The organism is Methylobacterium sp. J-118, from assembly GCF_057836565.1.
On the sequence record NZ_JBYQFA010000001.1, the window covers coordinates 2,926,030 to 2,949,593 of the forward strand.

General features: G+C 70.9%; 18 protein-coding genes. 11 read left to right on the plus strand and 7 right to left on the minus strand.

What is annotated here, in order from left to right; translation table 11 throughout:
- Positions 1 to 145: 145 nt before the first annotated feature.
- The 5 genes from rpoC (at position 146) to greA (ending at position 8,124) form a co-directional block, all read left to right on the plus strand.
- Positions 146 to 4,354 carry a DNA-directed RNA polymerase subunit beta' gene (gene rpoC / locus AC3IF3_RS14125; RefSeq protein ID WP_243969877.1) on the plus strand — a complete coding sequence of 1,403 codons (4,209 nt, stop codon included), beginning with the start codon at positions 146 to 148 and terminating at the stop codon, positions 4,352 to 4,354.
- 288 nt (positions 4,355 to 4,642) lie between these two features.
- A complete protein-coding gene (locus AC3IF3_RS14130; RefSeq protein WP_489220336.1) occupies positions 4,643 to 5,737 on the plus strand; it encodes a cell wall hydrolase in 1,095 nt (364 codons plus the stop codon).
- 213 nt (positions 5,738 to 5,950) lie between these two features.
- Positions 5,951 to 6,541: a hypothetical protein gene (locus AC3IF3_RS14135; RefSeq protein ID WP_243969879.1), complete on the plus strand. Its 591-nt coding sequence runs from the start codon at positions 5,951 to 5,953 to the stop codon at positions 6,539 to 6,541.
- 79 nt (positions 6,542 to 6,620) lie between these two features.
- Positions 6,621 to 7,607, plus strand: coding sequence for an acrylyl-CoA reductase (NADPH) (gene acuI / locus AC3IF3_RS14140; protein ID WP_489229278.1), 987 nt, complete (start codon positions 6,621 to 6,623; stop codon positions 7,605 to 7,607).
- A gap of 43 nt (positions 7,608 to 7,650) precedes the next feature.
- On the plus strand, positions 7,651 to 8,124 hold the full coding sequence (gene greA / locus AC3IF3_RS14145) for a transcription elongation factor GreA (RefSeq protein WP_243969881.1): 474 nt from the start codon (positions 7,651 to 7,653) through the stop codon (positions 8,122 to 8,124).
- Positions 8,125 to 8,130: 6 nt separating this feature from the next.
- Here the strand turns inward: greA and AC3IF3_RS14150 are convergent, their stop codons facing one another.
- Entirely contained in the window at positions 8,131 to 9,003 is an 873-nt protein-coding gene (locus AC3IF3_RS14150) for a LysR family transcriptional regulator (protein ID WP_489231298.1), read from the minus strand.
- 147 nt (positions 9,004 to 9,150) lie between these two features.
- On the opposite strand from AC3IF3_RS14150, the gene wrbA reads away from it, so the two are divergent.
- Positions 9,151 to 9,747, plus strand: coding sequence for an NAD(P)H:quinone oxidoreductase (gene wrbA, locus AC3IF3_RS14155; protein WP_489229280.1), 597 nt, complete (start codon positions 9,151 to 9,153; stop codon positions 9,745 to 9,747).
- Between the two features lie 142 nt (positions 9,748 to 9,889).
- Here wrbA and AC3IF3_RS14160 read toward each other — a convergent pair whose 3' ends face one another.
- Positions 9,890 to 10,888 (minus strand): L-threonylcarbamoyladenylate synthase, encoded by a 999-nt coding sequence (locus tag AC3IF3_RS14160; RefSeq protein WP_489229282.1) that lies wholly within the window; start codon positions 10,886 to 10,888, stop codon positions 9,890 to 9,892.
- A gap of 133 nt (positions 10,889 to 11,021) precedes the next feature.
- Between AC3IF3_RS14160 and AC3IF3_RS14165 the strand changes: the two genes are divergently transcribed.
- From AC3IF3_RS14165 to AC3IF3_RS14180, 4 genes are all read left to right on the plus strand, one after another.
- On the plus strand, positions 11,022 to 12,761 hold the full coding sequence (locus AC3IF3_RS14165; protein WP_489229284.1) for an acyl-CoA dehydrogenase family protein: 1,740 nt from the start codon (positions 11,022 to 11,024) through the stop codon (positions 12,759 to 12,761).
- Between the two features lie 9 nt (positions 12,762 to 12,770).
- Positions 12,771 to 13,538 (plus strand): enoyl-CoA hydratase-related protein, encoded by a 768-nt coding sequence (locus tag AC3IF3_RS14170; protein WP_489229286.1) that lies wholly within the window; start codon positions 12,771 to 12,773, stop codon positions 13,536 to 13,538.
- 32 nt (positions 13,539 to 13,570) lie between these two features.
- Positions 13,571 to 14,377, plus strand: coding sequence for an SDR family NAD(P)-dependent oxidoreductase (locus tag AC3IF3_RS14175; RefSeq protein WP_489220338.1), 807 nt, complete (start codon positions 13,571 to 13,573; stop codon positions 14,375 to 14,377).
- Between the two features lie 243 nt (positions 14,378 to 14,620).
- Positions 14,621 to 16,309 carry a B12-binding domain-containing radical SAM protein gene (locus tag AC3IF3_RS14180; protein WP_489216719.1) on the plus strand — a complete coding sequence of 563 codons (1,689 nt, stop codon included), beginning with the start codon at positions 14,621 to 14,623 and terminating at the stop codon, positions 16,307 to 16,309.
- A 731-nt stretch (positions 16,310 to 17,040) separates the two neighbouring features.
- Here AC3IF3_RS14180 and AC3IF3_RS14185 read toward each other — a convergent pair.
- The 5 genes from AC3IF3_RS14185 to AC3IF3_RS14205 all read right to left on the minus strand — a co-directional run bounded on the left by AC3IF3_RS14185 (position 17,041) and on the right by AC3IF3_RS14205 (position 22,480).
- Complete coding sequence (locus AC3IF3_RS14185; protein WP_489229288.1) at positions 17,041 to 18,726, minus strand: methyl-accepting chemotaxis protein; 1,686 nt, start codon at positions 18,724 to 18,726, stop codon at positions 17,041 to 17,043.
- 97 nt (positions 18,727 to 18,823) lie between these two features.
- The gene (locus AC3IF3_RS14190; protein WP_243969896.1) at positions 18,824 to 19,828 is read right to left on the minus strand and encodes a magnesium transporter CorA family protein; all 1,005 of its coding nucleotides are present in this window, start codon (positions 19,826 to 19,828) and stop codon (positions 18,824 to 18,826) included.
- Positions 19,829 to 20,141: 313 nt separating this feature from the next.
- Positions 20,142 to 20,414: a hypothetical protein gene (locus AC3IF3_RS14195; RefSeq protein ID WP_489229290.1), complete on the minus strand. Its 273-nt coding sequence runs from the start codon at positions 20,412 to 20,414 to the stop codon at positions 20,142 to 20,144.
- A 51-nt stretch (positions 20,415 to 20,465) separates the two neighbouring features.
- On the minus strand, positions 20,466 to 21,701 hold the full coding sequence (locus AC3IF3_RS14200; protein ID WP_489229292.1) for a class I SAM-dependent RNA methyltransferase: 1,236 nt from the start codon (positions 21,699 to 21,701) through the stop codon (positions 20,466 to 20,468).
- On the minus strand, positions 21,698 to 22,480 hold the full coding sequence (locus tag AC3IF3_RS14205; RefSeq protein ID WP_489229294.1) for a TlyA family RNA methyltransferase: 783 nt from the start codon (positions 22,478 to 22,480) through the stop codon (positions 21,698 to 21,700). Before AC3IF3_RS14205 ends, AC3IF3_RS14200 begins: the two co-directional genes overlap by 4 nt.
- 109 nt (positions 22,481 to 22,589) lie before the next feature.
- Here AC3IF3_RS14205 and AC3IF3_RS14210 point away from each other — a divergent pair, with 109 nt between their 5' ends.
- A complete protein-coding gene (locus AC3IF3_RS14210) occupies positions 22,590 to 23,129 on the plus strand; it encodes a superoxide dismutase family protein (protein ID WP_243969903.1) in 540 nt (179 codons plus the stop codon).
- Positions 23,130 to 23,564: the final 435 nt, after the last annotated feature.

Genomic DNA, 23,564 nt, shown 5'->3' on the forward strand with positions numbered 1-23,564 from the left:
CGGATCGACGCCGCCACGGTCGAGCGGGGAGGGGCGGGGCCTCCGGTGACGACGGTCAGCGGCGCTCGAACGGGGCGCGGCGCCGGATCTTTTTCAGGACACGATGGCCCGGCGCGGGGCGATCGGCGTCAGCAAGGAGCGGATCATGAACCAAGAGGTCATGAACCTTTTCAACCAGCAGGCCACACCGGTCAGCTTCGATCAGATCAAGATCTCGATCTCGTCGCCGGAGAAGATCCTCTCCTGGTCGTACGGCGAGATCAAGAAGCCGGAGACGATCAACTACCGGACCTTCAAGCCCGAGCGCGACGGCCTGTTCTGTGCGCGCATCTTCGGGCCGATCAAGGACTACGAGTGCTTGTGCGGCAAGTACAAGCGCATGAAGTACAAGGGCGTCATCTGCGAGAAGTGCGGCGTCGAGGTCACCCTCGCGCGCGTCCGGCGCGACCGGATGGGCCATATCGAGCTGGCCGCGCCCGTCGCCCACATCTGGTTCCTGAAGTCGCTGCCGTCGCGCATCGGCCTCCTGCTCGACATGGCCCTCAAGGACCTCGAGCGGATCCTGTACTTCGAGTCCTACTGCGTCATCGAGCCGGGCCTCACCCCCCTGAAGGAGCGTCAGCTCCTGTCGGAGGAGGAGTATCTGCGCGCCCAGGAGGAGTATGGCGAGGATAGCTTCACCGCGATGATCGGCGCCGAGGCCATCCGGCGCATCCTGCAGGAGCTCGACCTCGACAAGATCGCCAACGATCTGCGCGAGGAGATCGCCGTCACCACCTCGGAGCTGAAGCCCAAGAAGCTCCTGAAGCGGCTCAAGATCATCGAGGCCTTCCAGATGTCCGGCAACAAGCCGGAATGGATGATCCTCACGGTCGTGCCGGTGATCCCGCCGGACCTGCGCCCGCTGGTCCCGCTGGATGGCGGCCGCTTCGCGACCTCCGACCTGAACGACCTCTACCGCCGCGTCATCAACCGCAACAACCGCCTGAAGCGGCTGATCGAGCTGCGCGCCCCCGACATCATCATCCGCAATGAGAAGCGGATGCTGCAGGAGGCCGTCGACGCCCTGTTCGACAACGGCCGCCGCGGCCGCGTGATCACGGGGGCCAACAAGCGCCCGCTGAAGTCGCTCGCCGACATGCTGAAGGGCAAGCAGGGCCGGTTCCGCCAGAACCTGCTCGGCAAGCGCGTCGATTATTCCGGCCGCTCGGTGATCGTGGTCGGTCCGGAGCTGAAGCTGCACCAGTGCGGCCTGCCCAAGAAGATGGCGCTCGAGCTGTTCAAGCCGTTCATCTACGCGCGGCTGGACGCCAAGGGCTTCTCCGCCACGGTGAAGCAGGCGAAGAAACTGGTCGAGAAAGAGAAGCCGGAGGTCTGGGACATCCTCGACGAGGTGATCCGCGAGCACCCGGTGATGCTGAACCGCGCGCCGACGCTCCACCGCCTCGGCATCCAGGCCTTCGAGCCGAAGCTGATCGAGGGCAAGGCGATCCAGCTGCACCCGCTGGTCTGCGCCGCGTTCAACGCCGACTTCGACGGCGACCAGATGGCCGTGCACGTCCCGCTGTCGCTCGAGGCGCAGCTGGAAGCGCGCGTCCTGATGATGTCGACCAACAACATCCTGCACCCGGCCAATGGTCAGCCGATCATCGTGCCGTCGCAGGACATCGTGCTGGGCCTCTATTACCTGTCGATCGTGGCCGACGGGGCGCCGGGTGAGCACAAGCCGGGCAACACCAAGAACCCGATGCAGGGCGTCTACGGCGAGATGGGCGAGCTGGAGCATGCTCTCGCCGCCAAGGCCGTGTCGCTGCACTCCAAGATCAAGTGGCGCTGGACCGGTATCGGCCCGGACAACGAGCCCCTGACCAAGACCTACGAGACCACCCCGGGCCGGGTGATCCTGTCGGGCGCCCTGCCCAAGCACGCCAAGGTGCCCTTCGACGTCGTCAACAAGCTGATGACCAAGAAGGAGATCTCGGCGATGATCGACACCGTCTACCGCCACTGCGGTCAGAAGGAGTCGGTGATCTTCTGTGACCGGATCATGGCGCTGGGCTTCAACCACGCGTTCAAGGCCGGCATCTCGTTCGGCAAGGACGACATGGTCGTGCCGGACAACAAGTGGTCGATCGTCGACACGACCCGCGCGCTCGTGAAGGATTACGAGCAGCAGTACAACGACGGCCTGATCACCCAGGGCGAGAAGTACAACAAGGTGGTCGATGCCTGGGCTAAGTGCTCGGACAAGCTCGCCGCCGAGATGATGAATCGCATCTCCAGCGTCCAGAAGGACGAGAACGGCGCCGACAAGCAGGTCAACTCGATCTACATGATGAGCCATTCGGGTGCCCGTGGCTCGCCTGCCCAGATGAAGCAGCTCGCGGCGATGCGCGGCCTCATGGCCAAGCCGTCGGGTGAGATCATCGAGACGCCGATCATCTCGAACTTCAAGGAAGGTCTGGACGTGCTGGAGTACTTCAACTCCACGCACGGTGCCCGTAAGGGCCTCGCCGACACCGCCCTGAAGACCGCGAACTCCGGCTACCTGACCCGCCGCCTCGTCGACGTGGCCCAGGACGCGGTGATCCGCGAGGTGGATTGCGGCACGACCAACGGCATCAAGATGCGCGCCATCGTGGATGCCGGCCAGGTCGTGGCGACGCTCGCCACCCGCATCCTCGGCCGCGCCACGGCCGAGGATCTCGTGGCCGCGGACGGCACGGTGATCGTCAAGACCGGCGAGACCATCGAGGAGCGGCACCTGCCGGCGATCAACGCCGCCGGCATCCAGGAGGTGAAGATCCGCTCGGTGCTGGTCTGCGCCACCAAGAGCGGCGTCTGCGCCACCTGCTACGGGCGCGACCTCGCCCGCGGCACGCCCGTCAACATGGGCGAGGCCGTCGGCGTCATCGCGGCGCAGTCGATCGGCGAGCCGGGCACCCAGCTCACGATGCGGACCTTCCACATCGGCGGTGCCGCCCAGATCGCCGACTCGTCCTTCATCGAGTCGAGCTTCGAGGGCACGATCAAGGTTCGAAACCGGACAATCGCCAAGAACACGGACGGGGACCTGATCGCCACGGGCCGCAACGTGGCGGTGGTGATCGTGGGCTCGGACGGGGTCGAGCGGGCGGTCCACCGCCTGCAATACGGCGCCAAGCTCCGGGTCGACGAGGGTGACAAGATCAAGCGCGGGCAGCGGATCGCCGAGTGGGATCCCTACACCCGTCCGATCCTCACCGAGGTCGACGGCCTCGTAGCCTACGAGGATCTGGTCGACGGCCAGTCCATGACCGAGACCACCGACGAGTCGACTGGCATCGCCAAGCGCGTCGTCGTCGACTGGCGCGGCTCGGCCCGGACCTCGGACCTCAAGCCCGCGATGGTGGTGGTCGACAAGGAGGGCAAGGCGCTCAAGCTGCCGCGCGGCTCGGACGCCCGCTACTTCCTGCCGGTCGACGCCATCATCGGCTTCGATCCCGGGGCGAGCGTGAAGGCCGGCGACATCCTGGCCCGCGTCTCGACCGACTCGGCCAAGACCCGCGACATCACCGGCGGTCTGCCGCGGGTGGCGGAGCTGTTCGAGGCACGGCGCCCGAAGGACGCGGCGATCATCGCCGAGAAGTCGGGCACCATCGCGTTCGGCCGCGACTACAAGAACAAGCGCCGGCTCACGCTGACGCCGCATGACGGCTCGGAGGCGGTCGAGTACCTGATCCCGAAGGGCAAGCACATCCACCTGCAGGACGGGGACGTTGTCGAACTCGGCGATTACATCGTCGACGGAAACCCCGCGCCGCACGACATCCTGGCGATCAAGGGCGTGGAGGAACTCGCGGCCTACCTCGTCAACGAGATCCAGGAGGTCTACCGGCTGCAGGGCGTGTCGATCAACGACAAGCACATCGAGGTGATCGTCCGGCAGATGCTTCAGAAGGTCGAGGTGACCGACGGCGGCGATTCGGACATCCTCTCGGGCGACCAGATCGATCGCACGGAGCTGACCGACTTCAACGAGAAGCTGCTCGCCGAGGGCAAGAAGCCGATCCAGGGCGTCCCGGTCCTGCTCGGCATCACCAAGGCGTCGCTGCAGACGAAGTCGTTCATCTCGGCGGCCTCGTTCCAGGAGACCACCCGCGTCCTCACCGAGGCGGCGGTCAACGGCAAGGTCGACACCCTGGAAGGCCTGAAGGAGAACGTGATCGTCGGCTCGCTCATCCCGGCCGGCACCGGTTCGATGGTGGCGGATATCCGCTCCATCGCCCGCCGCCGCGACGCGATGATCCTGCAGCAGAAGCAGGCCGGCAGCGCCGCTGATCCGATCGAGGAGCTCCCCCCCGCTGCCGAGTGACGCCCGTCACGACGCAAGGGGGTTCGAGACGAGACAGGGCGGCCTCCGGGCCGCCCTTTTTCGTGCGCGCCACCGCGGGTGGGTCGAACCGGGCCGGTCCGCTCGGCCCCGACTTAACCGGGGCTCAACCATACCGGGCGATAAATTCCGCTCGGCCGCAGAAACACCCTGGAAACGGGGAGGATCGGGCCGGTTCGGGTGCTTGAGTACGGGTCTGGCGTCGTGGGCATGAGACGAGGACGACGGGAATCGAGCCTGCGCTGGCTCTCGGCCGCCATGACGCCCTGGATGGCCGGGCTCGGCCTCCTGGTCTCGTTCACGGCCGATGCCGGCACGGAGAACGCCATCGGGGCGAGCCGGCGCGCGGTGATCGACGCCGACACCGTTCCGCCGCTGCCCCCGGGCACCGTGCTGATCGGATCCGCCCTGCGCGCCCTCGGCGACGCCCCGCCCCAGACGGTGTTCAAGACCGGCGCGCACGTCTTCCCGGTGGTGCAGCGGGCCGGCAAGGGCAACCCGGCCCGGCCGCCGGCCGAGAGCTTCGCCCGGCGGGCCGCCGCCCTGCGCGAGGCCGGGGGCGCCCTGGTGTTCGGCGACGTCACCGGCAGCGTCACCGGCGTGCTGACGCAAGGTTCGGCGGTCTGGGACCCGGATTCCGAGGAGCCGGGCTTCGTCTCGGTGCCCGATCTCGGCCTCACCACCGGCGCCGGCAGCGCCGCCTCGACGGGCGAGGGGACGGCCGATCTCACCGAGGACGGCGACCCCGCGCGGTTCGACGGCTCGACCCCGCCGGTGCCCCGGGCCGTCGCCCTGTCGTCGACCACCCCGGCGCCCGCCGACGCGATCCCCGTCGAGGTGGCGGCGGCGAGCTTGGCGCTGCCCGATTTCGCGATCCGCACCGAGCGCCCGGACAGCGCCCAGCCGGTGCCGGAGGATGCGCGGCGGCGCTACGCCGACCTGATCGACCCGGAATCCCTCGACAAGGAGCAGCGCTGCCTGTCGGAGGCGGTCTATTTCGAGGCCCGGAGCGAGCCCGAGGCCGGTCAGGCGGCCGTCGCCCAGGTGGTGCTCAACCGGGTGAAGAGCGGCCTCTACCCGGCGAGCGTCTGCGGCGTCGTCTATCAGAACCGGCACCACTACATGGGCTGCCAGTTCTCCTTCGCCTGCGAGGGCAAGTCCCTGCGCATCACCGATGCCGGCGCCTGGGAATCGGCGACCCGCATCGCCCGCTCGGTGATCGAGGGGCGGACCTACCTGGCCGAGGTCGGGGCCGCCACCCATTACCACGCCGATTACGTGCGGCCGGGCTGGGCCCGCCGCCTGCGCAAGATGGACGTGATCGGCCGGCACATCTTCTATCAGCTCCGAGCGGGCCAGACCTGACCGCATCCGCTCAGGACTTCATAAGAGATCCTGACCGAGATCCGAACAATTCTACCTAGGTAGACGACATCTAAGCAGTCGAAACCGAGGGTTAATTTTACCTTCGTTTCCGATAATGCTTGCGCGTCGGGCAACGAGTCTGGCCTCTGGTGCGTCGAGACGTGCGCCGCGTTCGCGCCGCGTCTCGCCCGTATCGCGTACCCGAGGATGTCCATGACCGCGCCGGTCGCTCGCACTCTTGTTCTCGCCGCCCTCGGCGGTCTGCTGCTCGCCGCGCCGGCCCGGGCCGGCGGCTGCTACGGCTCCGAATGCTACCGCCACGTGGTCGCGCCGCCGGTCTACGACACCGTGCAGGAGACGATGCTCGTGCGCCCGCCGCGGACGGTCTACCGCACCGTCCCGCCGGTCTACGACACCGTGTCCGAGCGCGTGATGGTCTCGCCGGGCGGCCGCTTCTGGCAGACGAGCCGCGGTCCCGGCGGCGAGCTGATCGGCTGCTGGGTGACCACGCCGCCGCGCTTCGCCGTGCGGACCCGGACCGTGCTGGTGCGGCCCGCCGAGTCGATCCCCGAGACGATCCCGCCGGAATATGCCAGCGTCAGCCGGCGCGTCCTCGTGGCGCCCGCCCGGGCCGGCTGGGTGCCGGTCGGCGGCGGCTACGGCGGATACGGCTATCGTCCGGCCGCCTATGGCGGCCCGCTGATCGGCTCGATCCCGGACGCCCTCGGCATGACCGGCGCCAGCTCGTCGGACGTCGGCGTCGCCCTCGGCTTCTCCAACGGCAGCCGCTACGAGGGATACTGATCCCCCCGGACCGCCTTGATTCCGGACGTCCCGGCGACACCTCACGGCGAAAGGCGATCCGCGCCGGCGGGAGGTGACGATGGGAACGTTCAAGGCCTGGGTGGTCGAGAAGGGCGAGGCCGGCCAGAGCCTCGCGTTCCGGGACTTCGACGAGGCCGACCTGATGGACGGCGACGTCACCGTGCGGGTGACGCACTCGACCCTGAACTACAAGGACGGCCTCGCGCTCACCGGCCGATCGTCGGTGGTGCGCCGCTTCCCGATGATCCCCGGGATCGACTTCTCGGGGATCGTCGAGACTTCCGAGCATCCCGAGTACAAGCCCGGCGACGCCGTCGTGCTCACCGGCTGGGGCGTCGGCGAGACGCATCTCGGCGCCTACGCGCAGCGCGCCCGGGTCAAGGGCGACTGGCTGGTGCCGCTGCCTGAGGGTCTCACCGCCGAGCAGGCCATGGCGGTCGGCACCGCGGGCTACACGGCGATGCTGTGCTGCCTGGCGCTGGAGGCGCATGGGGTGACGCCCGACCACGGTCCGGTGATCGTCACCGGCGCCTCCGGGGGCGTCGGCTCGGTGGCGGTGGCCCTGCTCGCCCGGGCGGGCTGGCACGTGATCGCCTCCACGGGCCGGGACGGGGAGGCCGACTACCTGAAAAGCCTCGGCGCCGCCGAGATCCTCGACCGGGCGGAGCTGTCGAAGCCCGGCAAGCCCCTGGGCAAGGAGCGCTGGGCGGCGGGCGTCGACGCGGTCGGCTCCACCACGCTGGCCAACCTGCTCGCCATGACCAAGGCCGACGGGGCCGTGGCGGCCTGCGGCTTGGCGCAGGGGATGGACCTGCCGACCTCGGTGGCGCCGTTCATCCTGCGCGGGGTCTCGCTGCTCGGCATCAACAGCGTCACCACCCCGCAGGCGAAGCGGCGCGCGGCCTGGGCCCGGCTCGCCCGCGACCTCGACCTCGGCAAGCTCGCCGCCATGACCAGCCGGGTACGCCTGGAGGAGGTCGGCCGGATGGGCGAGGCGATCCTGGCCGGCAAGGTGCGCGGGCGGACGGTGGTCGAGGTTGGTTGAGGGCGGCTGGAACCTGTGCCGTTCCCGGCGTGTTACCGTGCTTATGAGCGTCGCATTCGTCAAAGAGCCTGAGGGCGGGGAAGCATTCGAGAACCTGCCGGACCGGCCGGTCTCGCCCCACACCAATTTCGTCACCGCGGAGGGCCTGGCCCAGATCGAGGCCGAGGTCGCGCGTCTAGAAAAGGAGGTCGCCTCCCTGGATCCCGCCGACAAGGCCGAGGATTCCCGGATCGGGCGTGATTTGCGCTACTGGGCGGCTCGGAAGAACACCGCGCAACTCGTGGAGCCGATGAGCGGCGACACGGTGCATTTCGGCTCGACCGTCACGGTGGTCCGCGAGGACGACGCTGGCAAAGAGACGCGCCAGACCTTCCGGATCGTCGGCGAGGACGAGGCCGATCCGCACAAGGGTTCGATCTCCTACGTGGCGCCCCTCGCCAAGGCCATCACCGGCAAGACGATCGGCGACGTGGTCGAGGTGAACGGCCACGCTGTCGAGGTGGTGGAGATCCGCTGAGCCGGCTTACCGGCCTTCGAAGCGCGGCCGGAGCGGCAGGATCGCCGCCGCGAAGTAGTCCATGAAGGCCCGGACCCGGGCGGCATGGCGCAGATCCGGATGGGTCAGCAGCCAGAGATCGGCCCCGAGGTCCGGCTGCAGGCCGCCGAGCCGCCGCAGGGCTGGGTTCGCGTCAGCTTCGAAGCAGGGCAGGGGACCGATTCCGAGTCCTGCCGCCACCGCGGCGTCGAGCCCGGTCACGGTGTTGAGCCGGAGCACCACCCGTTCTGGCGGGATCCGCCCTTCGCCGTAGCGGGCGAACAGGCCGCCCGCGACGGCCGGTCCCGGTACGACCCAGGCCTCCCGGCTCAGGTCGCCGTAGTCCCGGTCGGCCCTGCCGTAGATTGCCCAGGCCAGCCCCGTCAGCCGGCGCCCGACCAGAGTCTCGCTCGGACCCCGGCTCGCGCGGATCGCCACGTCGGCATCCCGGCGTGACAGGTTGAGCGCCTCCTCCGCGAGGATCAGATCGATGCGGATCGCGGGATAGCGGATGCAGAAATCCGCGAGGATCGGCATGAGGAGACCCGTCGCGAAGCCGGTGGGCGCCGTCAGCCGCAACTCCCCCGCGGGTGTCTCGCCCTGGCCGGCCACGGTCCGCGCGAACCGGGTCACGTCCGTCTCGATCCGGGCCGCGGCCTCGATCATCGCCTGCCCGGCGGCCGTCGGCACGTAGCCGGCGCGTAGGCGCTCGAACAGCCGCACGTCGAGCCGCGCTTCGAGGGCCCCCAGGCGCCGGAACGCGGTCGAATGATTGATCCCGAGGTCCTGGGCGGCGGCGGCGAGGCCGCCGCCATCGGCTACTGCCTTAACGAAGCGGAACTCGTCCCAGTCGAGCGGCACGTCGTGATCCTTGCAGAGTAGCAAGACCATTCTTGCATGCGAGGGCATTCATGCAAGGCGCAAAACGCGCCATGGAGAAGCGACCACGCCGCCGCGTGATTCGGTCGACCGCTGGCGGTTGGATTAGGAAAGACGGGAGATCACCGCATGGCCAAGGTTCTGGTGCTGTACTACTCGACCTACGGGCACGTGGAGCAGATGGCCTACGCCGTCGCCGAGGGCGCCCGCGAGACGGGGGCCGAGGTTGCCGTGAAGCGCGTCCCGGAGCTGGTGCCGGAGGAGGTCGCCCGGCAGAGCCACTTCAAGCTCGATCAGGCCGCCCCGATCGCCACCGTCGACGAGCTGGCCCAGTACGATGCGATCATCTTCGGCACGCCCACCCGCTACGGCAACATGGCCGCGCAGATGAAGCAGTTCATCGACCAGACCGGCGGCCTGTGGATGAAGGGCGCGCTGGTCGGCAAGGTCGGCTCGGCGTTCACCTCGACCGCGTCCCAGCACGGCGGCCAGGAGACCACGCTGACGAGCTTCCACACGGTGCTGTTCCACCACGGCATGGTGGTGGTCGGCTTACCCTACAGCTTCCAGGGTCAGGGCGGGGTCGAGGCGGTCAAGGGCGGCACGCCCTATGGCGCGAGCACGATCGCGGGTGGCGACGGTTCCCGGCAGCCCAGCGCCGTGGAACTGGAGGGCGCCCGCTTCCAGGGCCGCCACGTGGCGGGGATCGCGGCCAAGCTGGCCTGAGGCGAAAACCCAAGAAAAAAGGCTCGGATTGCTCCGAGCCTGGAAGGGAAAAGGCCATTGGGGGCTGAGAAGGCCTTCGTGACCAATCAACAGGCGGCGGCGGGATCCGTTCCGCGTCCGTCGAAAAAAAACCTCGGCGCATTCACCGGGGCGCGGCGGCCCGGGCCAGCCGGTCGCGGATCGCCTCGCCGAGGCCATCCGCGGGGATCGGCACCACCGCGATGGTGGCGGCCCCCGAGGCGTCGAGGTCGCGCAGCGCCCCGAACAGGCGGGACGCCGCCTCGGCCGGGTCCCCCGCAGGGCTCAGGTTCAGGGTGGCGCAGGCCCGCGCATGACCCTCGGGCTGGCCGGCGCCGAACAGCAGCAGCGCCTCCCCGGGCTCAAGGCTCACGATGTCGAGGCGTACCCGCGCCCGCGGCGCGTAGTGCGAGGCGAGCAAGCCCGGCCCTCCCGGCCGGTCGGCATCGTCCGCAGCGGGACCGTCCGGCGCGAAGCCCAGGACCGCGCGCAGCGCCGCCCGGGTGGTTCCCCCCGGCCGCAGCAACCGCGGCGTGCCGCCGAGGCAGGCCACCACGGTCGATTCGACGCCCACCGGCGTATCGCCGCCGTCGAGCACCGCGGCGATCCGGCCTGTGAGATCGGCGAGGACATGGTCCGCCCGGGTCGGGCTGACCCGGCCCGAGCGGTTGGCCGAGGGCGCCGCCACCGGCCGGCCGACCCGGTCCAAGAGGTCCCGCGCGAGCGGATGCGCCGGCACCCGCAGGGCGACGCTCGGCAGGCCGGCGCGGGCGAGGTCGCAGACCCCCGTGCCCGGTCGCGCCGGCACCACCAGGGTGAGCGGGCCCGGCCAGAACGCCTCGGCGAGGCGGCGCGCCGGATCGTCGAACAGGCCCTCCGCCAGGGCCGCGGCCGTATCCGGGAGATGCGCGATCAGCGGGTTGAAGCGCGGCCGGTCCTTCGCGGCGAAGATCCGCGCCACCGCGCGCGCGTCGGTGGCGTCCGCCCCGAGGCCGTAGACCGTCTCGGTGGGGAAGGCCACGAGGCCGCCCGCCCGCAGGAGCGCGGCGGCCTCGCCGAGGCCGGCCGCGTCGGGGGCGAGCCGCCGGGTCGCGGCCGGGACCGTTGACCCGGGATCGTTCATGCGGGAAGCCGTTCCACGGGGTGATGGCGGCGCGCCGCGCACGCGCCTATCCTCGGCCCGCCGTAGACCCGCTCCGCGGGCGCGGTCAAACCCGCCCCGGGTCGAATGGGCGGGCCGCGACGAGGAGGATCGTATGAGTTACCGCGCCCCGGTCCCCGAGATGCTGTTCAGCCTCCGCCACGTGGCCGGGCTCGGGGCGTTCGATCAGGAGGATGCCGAGGCGATCCTCACCGAGGCCGGGCGGGTCGCCGCCGGGGTGATCGCCCCGCTCAACCGGGTCGGCGACCGGTACGGCACGCCGTTCGCGGACGGGCGCGTCACCACGCCGCCGGGCTGGCGCGAGGCCTACCGCACCTTCACCGAAGGCGGCTGGAACGGGCTCTCGGCGGAGGCCGATCACGGCGGCCAGGGCCTGCCGAAGCTGATCGAGGCCGCCTGCACTGAGATGTGGAACGGCGCCAACCTCGCCTTCGGCCTCTGCCCGCTCCTGACCCAGGGCGGCATCGAGGCGCTGGCGGCCCACGGCTCCGACGCTCTGAAGGCGCGGTATCTCGAGAAACTGGTCTCGGGGGAATGGCCCGCCACCATGAACCTGACCGAGCCGCAGGCGGGCTCCGACCTCGCCCTGCTGCGGACCCGGGCCGTTCCGGCGGGCGACGGCACCTACCGGATCACCGGCACCAAGATCTACATCACCTACGGCGAACACGATCTCTCGGACAACATTGTCCACCTCGTCCTGGCCCGGCTGCCGGACGCGCCCGTGGGCACGCGGGGCATCTCCCTGTTCCTGGTGCCGAAGGTGCTGCCGGACGGGAGCCGCAACGACCTCCGCTGCGCGGGCGTCGAGCACAAGCTTGGGATCCACGCCTCGCCGACCTGCTCCATGGCCTTCGGCGACGACGGCGGCGCCACCGGCTGGCTGATCGGCCAGGAGAACAAGGGGCTGGCCTGCATGTTCACGATGATGAACGCGGCGCGGCTCAACGTCGGCCTCCAGGGCGTCGGCGTCGCCGAGGCCGCGACCCAGCGGGCGCTCGCCTACGCGCGGGAGCGCCGCCAGGGCCGGGCGATCGGCGCCGCCGAGGCGACGAGCCCGATCGCGGCCCATCCGGACGTGCAGCGCATGCTGCTGACCATGAAGGCCTATACGGCCGCGGCCCGGGGCATCTGCTACCTCACCGCCGCCGCCCTCGACGCGTCGAAGGGGGCGGAGGGCCAGGCCGGCCTGGACCGCGCCTCCCTGCTGACCCCGGTGGCGAAGGCCTTTTCCACGGACCTCGCCAACGAGGTGACCTCGCTCGGCGTGCAGGTCCATGGCGGCATGGGCTTCGTGGAGGAGACCGGGGCGGCACAGCTGATGCGCGACGCCCGCATCCTCGGCATCTACGAGGGCACCAACGGCATCCAGGCCATCGACCTCACCGCCCGCAAGCTGCCGCTCAACGGCGGCGCCACCGCCCGGTCGCAGATCGCCTGGATGCGCCGGGCCACGGAACAGATGCTCAAGGCGGGCGACCCCGCCTTCGGCCATATGGCGGCGCGGCTGCGGGACGGGATCGGCAGCCTCGACCGGGCGACCAGTCACCAGCTCGCGGCTCTGGCCTCGAACCGCCCGGAGGCGGCTTTGGCCGGGGCGAGCCCGTATCTGCGCCTGTTCGGCCTGGTCCTGGGAGGGGCCTGCCTGGCGCGGAGCGCGCTGGCGGCGAGCGCGGCCCTGAAGGCCGGCGATACCGACCCCGCCCATGCCGGCCGCATCGCGCTCGCCCGGTTCTACGCCGAGAATCTCCTCGTGGCCGCGGGCGGGTTGGAGCAGAGCGTTGCCGAGGGCGGTGCCTTCACGGATGAGGCCGCGCTGGCGCTGGCGGTTTGAGGGGACGACATGGCCGACACCATCGCGATCGACGATCTCCAGGGCGGCGTCCGCCTGATCACCCTGAACCGCCCGGAGAAGAAGAACGCGCTCACCGGTGCGATGTACGACGCCATGCGCGACGCCCTCGCCGAGGCCGACGCTTCGGAGAGTATCGGCGCCGTGGTCTTCACCGGCCAGCCGGGCATGTTCAGTGCCGGCAACGACCTCGCCGACTTCATGGGCCGGGCCGGGGACGGGTTCAGCGCCTCGCCGGCGCTGGCCTTCATCCGCCAGCTCGCCCGGACGCGCACCCCGCTGGTGGCGGCGGTCGACGGGATCGCGGTGGGCATCGGCGCGACCCTGTGCCTGCACTGCGACCTCGTCTACGCCAGCCCGGCGGCGCGGCTGCGCATGCCCTTCGTGGAACTCGGCCTCGTGCCGGAGGCGGCGTCGAGCTACCTGCTGCCGCTGCGGGTCGGCCGGCTCCGGGCGACGGAGCTGCTGCTCCTGTCCCGCCCCCTCGATGCCGACGAGGCGCAGGCGCTCGGCCTCGTCAACGCGGTGCTGCCGGCCGACATGCTGGTCGAGCAGGCCCTCGCCCAGGCGGCCAAGCTCGCCGCCCTGCCGCGCGGGGCGCTGGCCGCCTCCCGGGCGCTGATCCGGGGCGACCAGGCTCAGGTCGAGGCAGCCCTGGAGGCGGAGGCCAGGGCCTTCGACGCGCAGCTGCGCTCGCCGGAATCGCAGGAGCGGCTCGCCGCCTTCCTGTCGCGCGCCAAGCCTGCTTCGTCGGCGTGAGCACGCCCGATCTGTCCCGGAAAATCTGCCTGGTGGCGGGGGCGTCGCGGGGCGTCGGGCGGGGGCTCGCCCGGGCCCTGGGGGAGGCCGGGGCCACGGTGATCGTCACCGCCCGCTCCAGCGAGACCGGGGCGCGCACCGAGATGCGGCCCGAATCGATCGAGGACACCGCCCGGATGGTCGATGCCGCGGGCGGGCGCGGACACCACTACCTGTGCGATCACCGGTCCGAGCGCGCCACCGACGCGCTGGTGCACTGGATGCTGCGGCGCTTCGGCCGCATCGACGTGGCGGCCTGCAGCGTGTGGGGCGGCAACGAGGGCTATGACGGCGAGCGCTACCCCGACGGGGCTGGCTGGGGCACGCCGTTCTGGCGCCGCTCGGCCGAGCCGTATCTGGGCTTCCTGGAGGCGGGGCCGCTCCCGGCCCTGCTGCTCGCCCGCGCGGTCGCCCCCGCCATGGTGGCGGCGCGCGCGGGGCTGATCGCCCTCGTCTCCTTCGGGACGGAGGCCTATCTTGGCGACATCTTCTACGATTCGGCCAAGGCCGCCACCAATCGTCTGGCCCTGGCCTTCGCCCGGGAACTCGCGCCGCACGGCGTCACCGCCCTGGGCCTGTCGCCGGGTTTCGTCGCCACCGAGCGGGCGCACGATCTCGGACAGGACGAACACGCCACCGAGGGTCCGCTCTACGCGGGCCGGGCGCTGGCCGCCCTCGCGGCCGACCCGGATGTCGCCGCCCATGCCGGGGCGGTGCTGCACGCGGGCGATCTCGCCCGGATCTACGGCTTCACCGATGCGGACGGGACCCGGCCGGAGCGCTTCCGGGTCGCGCCGTGAGTGTGCGGCGCGGGGCCTGTCGCGGAAATGGCGCAGCCGCCCGACAATCGCGGCGCCGCAGCGGCCGCACGGCCCCGCGGGCTTGATTCGGGGCGCTGGGCCGGGCGTCCTGGCGTCAGCGGCACGTCGGATTGCTGCGGGAGCGAAAAACGGCCTCAATTCGCCCGCAGGTCAGGGGGCGATTCTGCGCCCGGTCGAATTGGGATCGGGCGGGGCCGCCTGTAGGGAATGAGGTTGACTGGCATGTCGGATGCGAACACGGCCCCGCGCGTGCTGATGGTGTTCCCGAAGTTCTACGAAAACTCCATGTGGAACTTCAAAGAGGCGATGGAGCTGCAGGGCGCCCGCGCGCCCGCGCCGCCGCTGGGCCTGATCACGCTGGCCGCGATGCTGCCGCCGCGCTGGCAGGTGTCGCTCGTCAACCGCAACTGCGAAGAGCTGAGCGACGACGAGATCCGGGCCGCCGACCTCGTGATGACCGGGGGCATGCTCCCCCAGGAGCCGGATTGCCTGGTCGTCATCGACCGGTGCGTGGCGCTCGGCACGCCGGTCTGCGTCGGCGGCCCCGCCCCGACCTCGACGCCCGAGGTCTACGACAAGGCCGATTTCCTGGTGCTGGGCGAGGCCGAGGGCATCCTCGACACCTTCGTGGCCGCCTGGGAGGCCGGCGAGCGCCGCGGCCGGTTCACGGCGGAGAAGTTCAAGGCCGACGTCACCACGAGCCCGATCCCGCGCTTCGACCTGCTGACCTTCAGCCACTACCTCTACATCGGCGTCCAGTTCTCCCGCGGCTGCCCGTTCACCTGCGAGTTCTGCGACATCATCGAGCTCTACGGCCGCGCGCCGCGGACCAAGACCACGCCGCAGATGCTGGCCGAGCTCGACCGGCTCTACGGCCTCGGCTACCGCGGCCATGTCGATTTCGTCGACGACAACCTGATCGGCAACAAGAAGGCGATCAAGCTGTTCCTGCCGCACCTGATCCGGTGGCAGGAGGAGCACGGCTACCCGTTCAAGTTCTCCACCGAGGCCTCGCTGAACCTCGCGGACGACGAGGAACTGCTCGGGATGATGCGGGACGCGAACTTCTTCGCCCTGTTCACCGGGATCGAGACGCCCGACGAGGCGACGCTGATCCAGACGCAGAAGAAGCAGAACACCAAGCGCTCGATCGCCGACAGCGTGCATAAGCTCTACGAGCACGGCATGTTCGTCACCGCCGGCTTCATCGTCGGCTTCGACACCGAGAAGGACAGCATCAGCAAGGCGATGTCGCTGTGCATCAGCCAGACCGGCATCCCGATCGCCATGGTCGGCCTGCTCTTCGCCCTGCCGAACACGCAGCTCTCGCGCCGCCTGCGCAAGGAGGGCCGCCTCTACGAGAACTACGCGGCGACCACCGCCGACCAGGGCGACCAGTGCACGCAGGGGATCAACTTCGTGACCCTGCGCCCACAGCGCGACGTGCTGGGCGATTACCGCGACGTGCTCGAGGAGATCTACGATCCGGCCAACTTCTTCGACCGGGTCCGGGTCGTGGCGCGGCGGGTAAAGCGGCCGAAATTCGCCGCCCAGAAGCTCAACTGGCGCCACATCGCCCACGACCTCTGGTCGCTGGCCCGGGTGTGCTGGCGGATGACCGTGCGGCGGCCGGAACTGGCCAAGCACTTCTGGAGCGTGTTCCTGGAGACCGCCCGCCACAACCCGGCCGCCCTCGAGGCGGTGGTGTCCAACATGGTGATCTACCTGCACGTCTACCCGTTCTCGCGCTACGTGATCCGCGAGATCAACGGCCGGATCGCTGAACTCGACGCCGGCCGCTGGGTGCAGCCGCCGGTCCTGGCTCCGGAAGCCGAGGTCAGCGGCAAGGCGGCGCCGGTGGGCAAGGTGGTGGCGCGGGCGGAGGTCAAGCACCTCGCCGCGGTGGCCTGACGGATCGGCAGATCCAATTCGCCCCATCCCGGCGGTCTGCGCAGGTTTGAGGCTCGGGCGGTCGGGCAGGCCGCGACGCGCGGTCAATCGTGCGGCGGCTATTGGACTGACAAATCGCGATCTGATCGATCGCCCGGTCGACGGGCAGGGCGGTACCGAACGGTCACGCGCCCTCCCGTCCCCCTCCGCGGGGCTACGCTGTTCACACCTCGCTGGCCGACGCGTTCTCTCCGCCCCCTTGCGGCTATGGGCGACACCGGTTCAAGGCACGCCGCTCGTGACCCGGCGCGACAGGCCCCCTCTCCCGGGCGGGAGAGGGGACCCGCGCCCCGCCGATCTGGCCGGCGAGCTCGCTGAGACCTCTAACCTGTGTCGCCCGTAGCCCTTGCGGGGAGGGATCAAGGGTGGGGGTGGTGCAGGGTCGAACGCTGCGGTGCCTTCTGAGCCACCCCCACCCCTAACCCCTCACCGCAAGGGGGGGGAAAAGCGCTTCTTCTTTAGAGGGTTGGTGTCAGACTGAGACGTGCGAATCCGTTGGCTCTGCGGGGAAGGGAAGGCGCGGGGTGGCTTTGGACTGCCACACCCGTCGACCGTGCGATGATCCCAAACGCGATGTGTGAAACCGGTAGCCCGCAGAGGGGCGCGCCGTTGGATCCGGCCGGTGCCCTCATCCGGCAGGGATGTTGAAGACCGTCGCTCGCAACCTGCGCCCCGAAGCGGCGGCGTCGTCGTCAGGCGGCCCGGACCGTCGCCAGGAAGGTGTCGATCTCCCGGCGCAGGTCCGCCGATTGCTCCGAGAGGCTCGCCGCCGAGGCCAGCATCCGCGTGGCGGCCGTGCCGGTCGCGTCGGCGGCCTGCGCCACCGCGTCGATCGTCCCGGTGACCGCGCCGGTCCCGGCGGCCGCCTCGGCGACGTTGCGGGCGATCTCCCGGGTCGCCGCGCCCTGCTGCTCCACGGCGGCCGCGATGGAGGTCGCGACGCCGTCGATCTCGCGGATCCGCGCCGCGATGCCGTCGATCGCCCCCACGGTCTGTCCGGTCGCCTCCTGGATGCGCCCGACCTGACCGGTGATCTCCCCGGTGGCCTTGGCGGTCTGGGCGGCGAGCTGCTTCACCTCGGCGGCGACCACCGCGAATCCCCGCCCGGCCTCGCCGGCCCGGGCGGCCTCGATGGTGGCGTTCAGCGCGAGCAGGTTGGTCTGGCCCGCGATATCGGTGATCAGCCGGACCACGTCCCCGATCCGGCCCGCCGCCGTACTCAGCTCTTGGACGAGGCCCGCGGTCTCCCCGGCCTGAACCACCGCGCCCCGGGCGAGATCGGCGGAGCCGTCCACCTGACGGCTGATCTCCTGGACCGAGGCGCCGAGTTCCTCGGCCGCCGCCGCCACCGTCCCGACATGCGTGGCAGCCTCCTGTGCGGCGCCCGACACCGTCGCGGCGCGCTCGGCCGTGTCCGTGGCCGTGCCGGACATCGCCTCGGCCTCGGCGCGCAGGCCGAGGGCGGCGTCCGCCACCCGCGCCAGCACGCCGCCGACCGCGGCCTCGAAGGATTCCGCCATGGCGTGGACGGCGCGCCGGCGTTGGATCTCCGCACCTTCGCGGGCGAGGGCGGTCTCCTGTTCCAGGGCGCGGCTGCGGATCAGGTTGTCCTTGAACACCTGGACGGCGGCCGCCATCGCGCCGATCTCGTCGCGGCGGCCCGTATGCGGGACCGGCACGGTCTCGTCGCCCTCGGCCAGCCGGCCCATCGTGCCGGTCATCCGCTCGATCGGGCGGGCGATCCCGAAGATGGCGAAGAGCATCGCCGCGGCGGCGACCGCGAGACCGACCACGGTGGCCGCCAGGGCGATGCGCTTGGCCTGCGTGGCTTCCTGCGCGGTCTCGGCGACGTTGGCTTCGGTCTGCGCCCGGGCCGAGGCGATCGCCGTGGTGAGGCTGGCGACCGCGGCCTCGTTCTGCGCGCCCGTGGCGGGATCGAGCACGAGCGCCAGGGCGCCCGCCCTGTCGCCCGCGATCATCAGCTCGACCACCTGGAGCTGGATGTTCTGGTAGGCGTTCCAGGCCGTGGTGAAGCGCTCGTAGGTCGCCCGGTCGGCGGGCGCCGTCAGATGGGTCTGGAAGGCCTGGCGCAGGTCGGCGAGCGACCCGAGCGTGTCGGTCAGCGCCGTCTGGTTCTTGTCCAGGGCGACGTCATCGGGGGAGGCCACCGCGATCCTGTAGAGGTTCAGCCGCGCGTCCCGGACGGCCGTCCCGATGGATTCGGCCAGGTTCTGGGCGGGCAGGGCCCGTTCGGAGACCGCCCTGGCGTTCTGCTCGATCTCCGACAGGGAGACGACGCCGGCGATGCCCTGGCCGACGGCGGCGAGCGCCAGCAGGCCGATCGCGCCGGAGAGGACGGTCTTCAGGGAGAATCGCATGGCCACATCCGTCTTCGCGGACGGGCCGCGGTTTCAGGCTCGGACGTTCTCTCAGAGACTTCTTAATTATTTACTGGATCTGCCCCAGCACTCTTGGCTACAGCCACTTCTTCCACCGGAAGAAAAAGTACGGGAATACGGCGGCAATCACCATCATGACCAGCGCCATGGGGTAGCCGTACGAGAGATCTAGTTCCGGAATGGACTTAAAGTTCATGCCGTAGATCGAGGCGATCAGGGTCGGCGGCATGAAGACGACCGCCATGACCGAGAATAGCTTGATGATGTTGTTCTGCTCGAGATTCACGAGGCCGAGCGTCGCGTCGAGGAGAAACTGGATCTTGTTGTTGAGGAAGGTCGCGTGTTCCTCCAGGGATTGAAGATCCCGCAGGGTGGAGCGGACATCCTCCCGCAGATCGCGCGGCGCCTTGTTGGTCCGGTAGGTCGCCGAGAGCGAGAGCAGGATCCGCTCCATGGAGACCAGGCTCTCGCGCTGCTTCGAGATCAGGTCACCGTGCCGGCCCAGCGCCCGCAGCGTGTCCTGGAGGGCGGTGTTGCGGGCGGAGGGGTCGTCCTGCACCTCGAAGATCTTGCCCGACAGGCGGTCGATCCGCTCGCCCTGGAGCTGGAGCACGTCGGCGGCCCGGTCGATCACCGCCTCGATCAGGCCGGCCAGGATGGTCTCGCCGGAGGTCACGGAACCGCCGCCATTGCCCATCGAGCGGCCGGCGCGCTGCGTGTACATCCGGAAGGCCTGCGGCTCCTCGTAGCGCACCGTCACGAGCCGGTTGCCGCGCAGGACGAAGGTGATGCCGGCCAGGCCCGGCTCCTCGGATTCGCTCACCTTCGACAGGACCCGCCCGGTCATGTAGCGGGCGCCCTCCTCGACGTAGAGCAATTCGGAGGGCTCGATGTCCTTCATCTCCTCGCGGGTCGGCACCTCGATGCCCGCGAAGGCCTCGACCTTCAGCTCCTCCTCGCGGCTCGGGCGGATCAGGTCGAGCCAGACGGTGTCCTCGGGGATCGTGTCCTGAAGATCGATGACGCGGCGTTCAAGCAGCGTGGATCCGGCGCCGATGGCGGGCTGGTGGATGAAGATCACGAACGGGTCTCGGATGCAGGACGGTCACGACACAGCGCCAGGTTGAGTCCGAATCCGGCACGGGGATGCCCGGCGCAAGCGGCGCCGCGGGTGTGGCGGTGTTTTCTGACGCTTCCGTGACATCGCGACCCGCATTGCGGGGACGGCGGCCAGATCGGGCGCGGATTCAGGCGGTGTGGCCGCTGCGCCTCCGCATGCGGGCCGGTCCCCACCGCCCGGATCCCCCCGGACATGGGACCCGGGACATTCCGCCCGATCACGGACAGGCGCCGTCTCGTCCCGGAAACCGATGCCCATCGTGCGCGCGGCTGCGCTAATTGCAGCCGTCGCAGATGCTGCCGTCGATCGTGTTGGTCAGCGTCCGCTCGCGACGCCGTTCCGTCCGAGTCGGGACCTCGCCCGGTCCCAGGGAGGTGCCCGGGGGCTTGGTCACGCCGAGGCGGTTGGTGTTCGGCGCCGTGACCGTCGAGGCCGGTCCGCCGCCCGTGCCGGTCTGATCCGGCGCGACGGTCTGTGCCGCCAGCGAGAAGGGAACGGCGAGGCTCAGGGCGGCCAGGGCCAGGGGGCGCAGGGATCCTCGGGTCATGGAACCTCCAATCGCCGAAAGAACGTGAGACTCGGCGGCCGGTTGCGTGGCTCACGGGCGCCGCGCGGCGCGGCGGAACACCCCGACCATCTCGATATGGGCCGCGTGTCGGAACTGATCGACCGGCGTGACCGTCTCGAGCCCGTAGCCGCCGGCCGCGAGGGTCGCCGCGTCCCGGGCGAAGGTGCCGGCGTCGCAGGCGATGCCGACCACCAGCGGCACCCGCGACCCGGCGAGCTGCCGGGCCTGGGCCTCCGCGCCGGCCCGGGGCGGGTCGAACACCACCGCGTCGAAGGCGTCCAGCTCGGGCGGCAGCAGCGGCCGGCGGAACAGGTCGCGGCGCTCAACGGTGATCCGCCGCAGGCCCGTGGCCGCGCGGGCGGCCCGGTCGAGGCCGGCCAGGGCCGCCGCATCGGATTCCACGGCGTGGACGGCGGCCTGCCTGGCCATCGCCAGGGTGAGCGGTCCGCAGCCCGCGAACAGGTCGGCGACCCGCCGCGGGCGCGGCCCGAGGGCCGCAAGGGTCAGCGCGGTGAGGGCGGCCTGCCCGGCGGCGGTGGCCTGCAGGAAGCCGCCGGGGGACGGGTAGAGGGGCGTGCCGCTGCCGGCCACCGAGACCGGTTCGGCCTCCATCAGGCGCTCGCCGTGGAGCGACAGCCGGGCGAGGCGGAGTTCGCCGGCGATCCGCACCAGGGCGGCGGCGACGCCGGCGCTCACCGGGCCGTGGCCGCGCAGGTCGATGTCGAGCCCCTGGTCGGTGGCGGTGACCGCCACGTCGAGGGGTTTTCGGCCGTGGCCGAGGGGGGCGGCGAGGCGGCGTGCCGCCTCGGGTGCCGCGTGCAGCGCCGGCACGGTGATCGGGCAATGGTCGATCGGCACCAGCGCGTGGCTGCGCGCCGCCATCAGCCCGGCCTCGGCCCGGCCGTCCACCGCCCGGACGTGGAGCGTAAGCCGCCGCCGTCCGGCGCCGTGCGCGTCGATCGCGGGTTCGGGCTCCACGGCGAGCCTGGCCTGGGACAGGGCCTGCGCGACGAGGCCCCGCTTCCAGGCCAGTTCGGCCGGCCGCGCGAGGTGCTGCGTCCGGCAGCCGCCGCATTGCATGACGTAGGGGCAGAACGGCGCCACGCGATCGGGGGAGGGCCGCTCGACGCCGAGAAGCTCGGCGCGACGCCCGTCCCGCCGGATCGCGACCCGCTCGCCGGGCAGCGCGTAGGGGACGGGGGTCCCGTCCTCCGCGATGCCGTCGCCGCGGGATCCGAGTTCCTGAATCGTGACCGTCTCGCTCACGGCAGCCTCGCGCCGACCAGGAACTCGGCATTGCCGTCGCCGCCGGTGACGGGCGAGTCGATCAGCCCGAGGATCGCGGCGCCGAACCCCTCCAAAGCGGCGCGGATCGCCGCGCAGACCTCGGCATGGACCGCCGGATCGCGGACCAGGCCGCCGCGGCCGATCCGGGCGCGCCCGGCCTCGAATTGCGGCTTGATCAGCGCCACGATCGCCGAGCCCGGCGCCAGCAGCCCCGGGAGGGTCGGGAGGACGAGGCGCAGGCCGATGAAGCTCACGTCGACGCTGGCGAAGTCCGGGGGCGGCGTCAGCCTGGCCGGGTCGAGGCTGCGGATGTCGGTGCCCTCCAGGTTCGTGACGCGGGGATCGGCGGCGAGCCGCGGATGGAGCTGCCCCCGGCCGACATCGACCGCGTGGACATGCCGCGCACCCCGGGCGAGCAGCACGTCAGTGAAGCCGCCGGTCGAGGCGCCGACGTCGAGGGCGGTGCGGCCGGCCGGATCCAGATGGAACGCGTCCAGGGCCGCCGCCAGCTTGAGGCCGCCGCGGGAGGCGTAGGGATGCTCAGGGCCGGCCTCGATCCGCGCCCCGGGGGCGATCGGCTCCGAGGCCCGCGCCAGCGGCCGGCCGTCGACGCTGACCCGCCCGGCCCGGATCGCCGCCTGCGCCCGGGCCCGGCTCTCGAAATGGCCGTGCTCCACCAGGAACAGGTCGGCCCGCCGGGCGCCCGGGCGATCGTCCGCGGGCGGGGCGCGGTCCGGGAGGGGCCGGTCTCGGGTCATCAGGGCTTCGTGCGGTCCGGGCAGATCTGCGGCAGAGGTCTGGACGCGCGGCCCTGTCGCGGGCCGGCGCGCTCCCTAACTAGACCGGACCGCACAGGAGAGCCACCGCATGACCCGTACCCTGCCGCTGCTCGCATTGCTCGGGACTCTCGCCGCGGGCGGCGCCCACGCCCAAGAACCCCCGAAGGAGGCGGCCAAGCCGGTCGAGACCTTCACGGCGCCGATCAAGAACGCCAAGGGCGACACGATCGGCACGCTGGCGATCCGCGACGGCGCCAACGCCCTGGTGCTGCGCGTCGCCCTCCAGGCCGGCGCCCTGCCGCCCGGCTGGCACGGCCTGCATTTCCACGCCGTCGGCGACTGCTCGGATCCGAAGTTCCTCAATTCGAAGGCGCATGTGAACCACGATCAGAGCAAGCACGGCCTGCTCAACCCGGACGGCCCCGACGAGGGCGACCTGCCGAACCTCTACGTGGCGCAGGACGGCTCGGCCAACGCCGAGGTCTGGAGCGAGACGCCGCTCAACGGCGAGGGCGGTCTCAAGGACGGGGACGGCTCGGCCCTGATCATCCATGCCAACGAGGACGACCACACCACACAGCCGATCGGCGGCGCCGGCGACCGGGTCGCCTGCGCGGTGATCAAATAGACGGTCGGGCCGGTTCGAGGCACGGTCCGTGACGGCGGTGTCGGCGTCGCGGCACGAGGTTCGAGACGCCTCCGCCCCTCGGGCACACCCATTCACGGCGCACGCCCCGAATGGGTGTTTCCGGAAAGGGAGACGGTTCCGGCGCTGACACGCGCCCTCCCACACAGAGGCGACCGGACTTACACGTCTCGGTCTGACTCTAACCTTCCGAAAGGAAGGCGCTTTTCCCTCCCCCTTGCGGGGAGGGGTTAGGGGTGGGGGTGGTGCAGAAGGCACCGCCCCGCTTCATCCTGCACCACCCCCACCTCCAACCCCTCCCCCTTGCGGCTACAGGCTACAGAAGTTTGAGGTCTCAGCGAGCTCGCCGGTCAGATCGGCGGGGCTCGGTTCCTCTCTCGCGCACGGGAGAGGGGGCCTGTCGCGCTGGGTCATGAG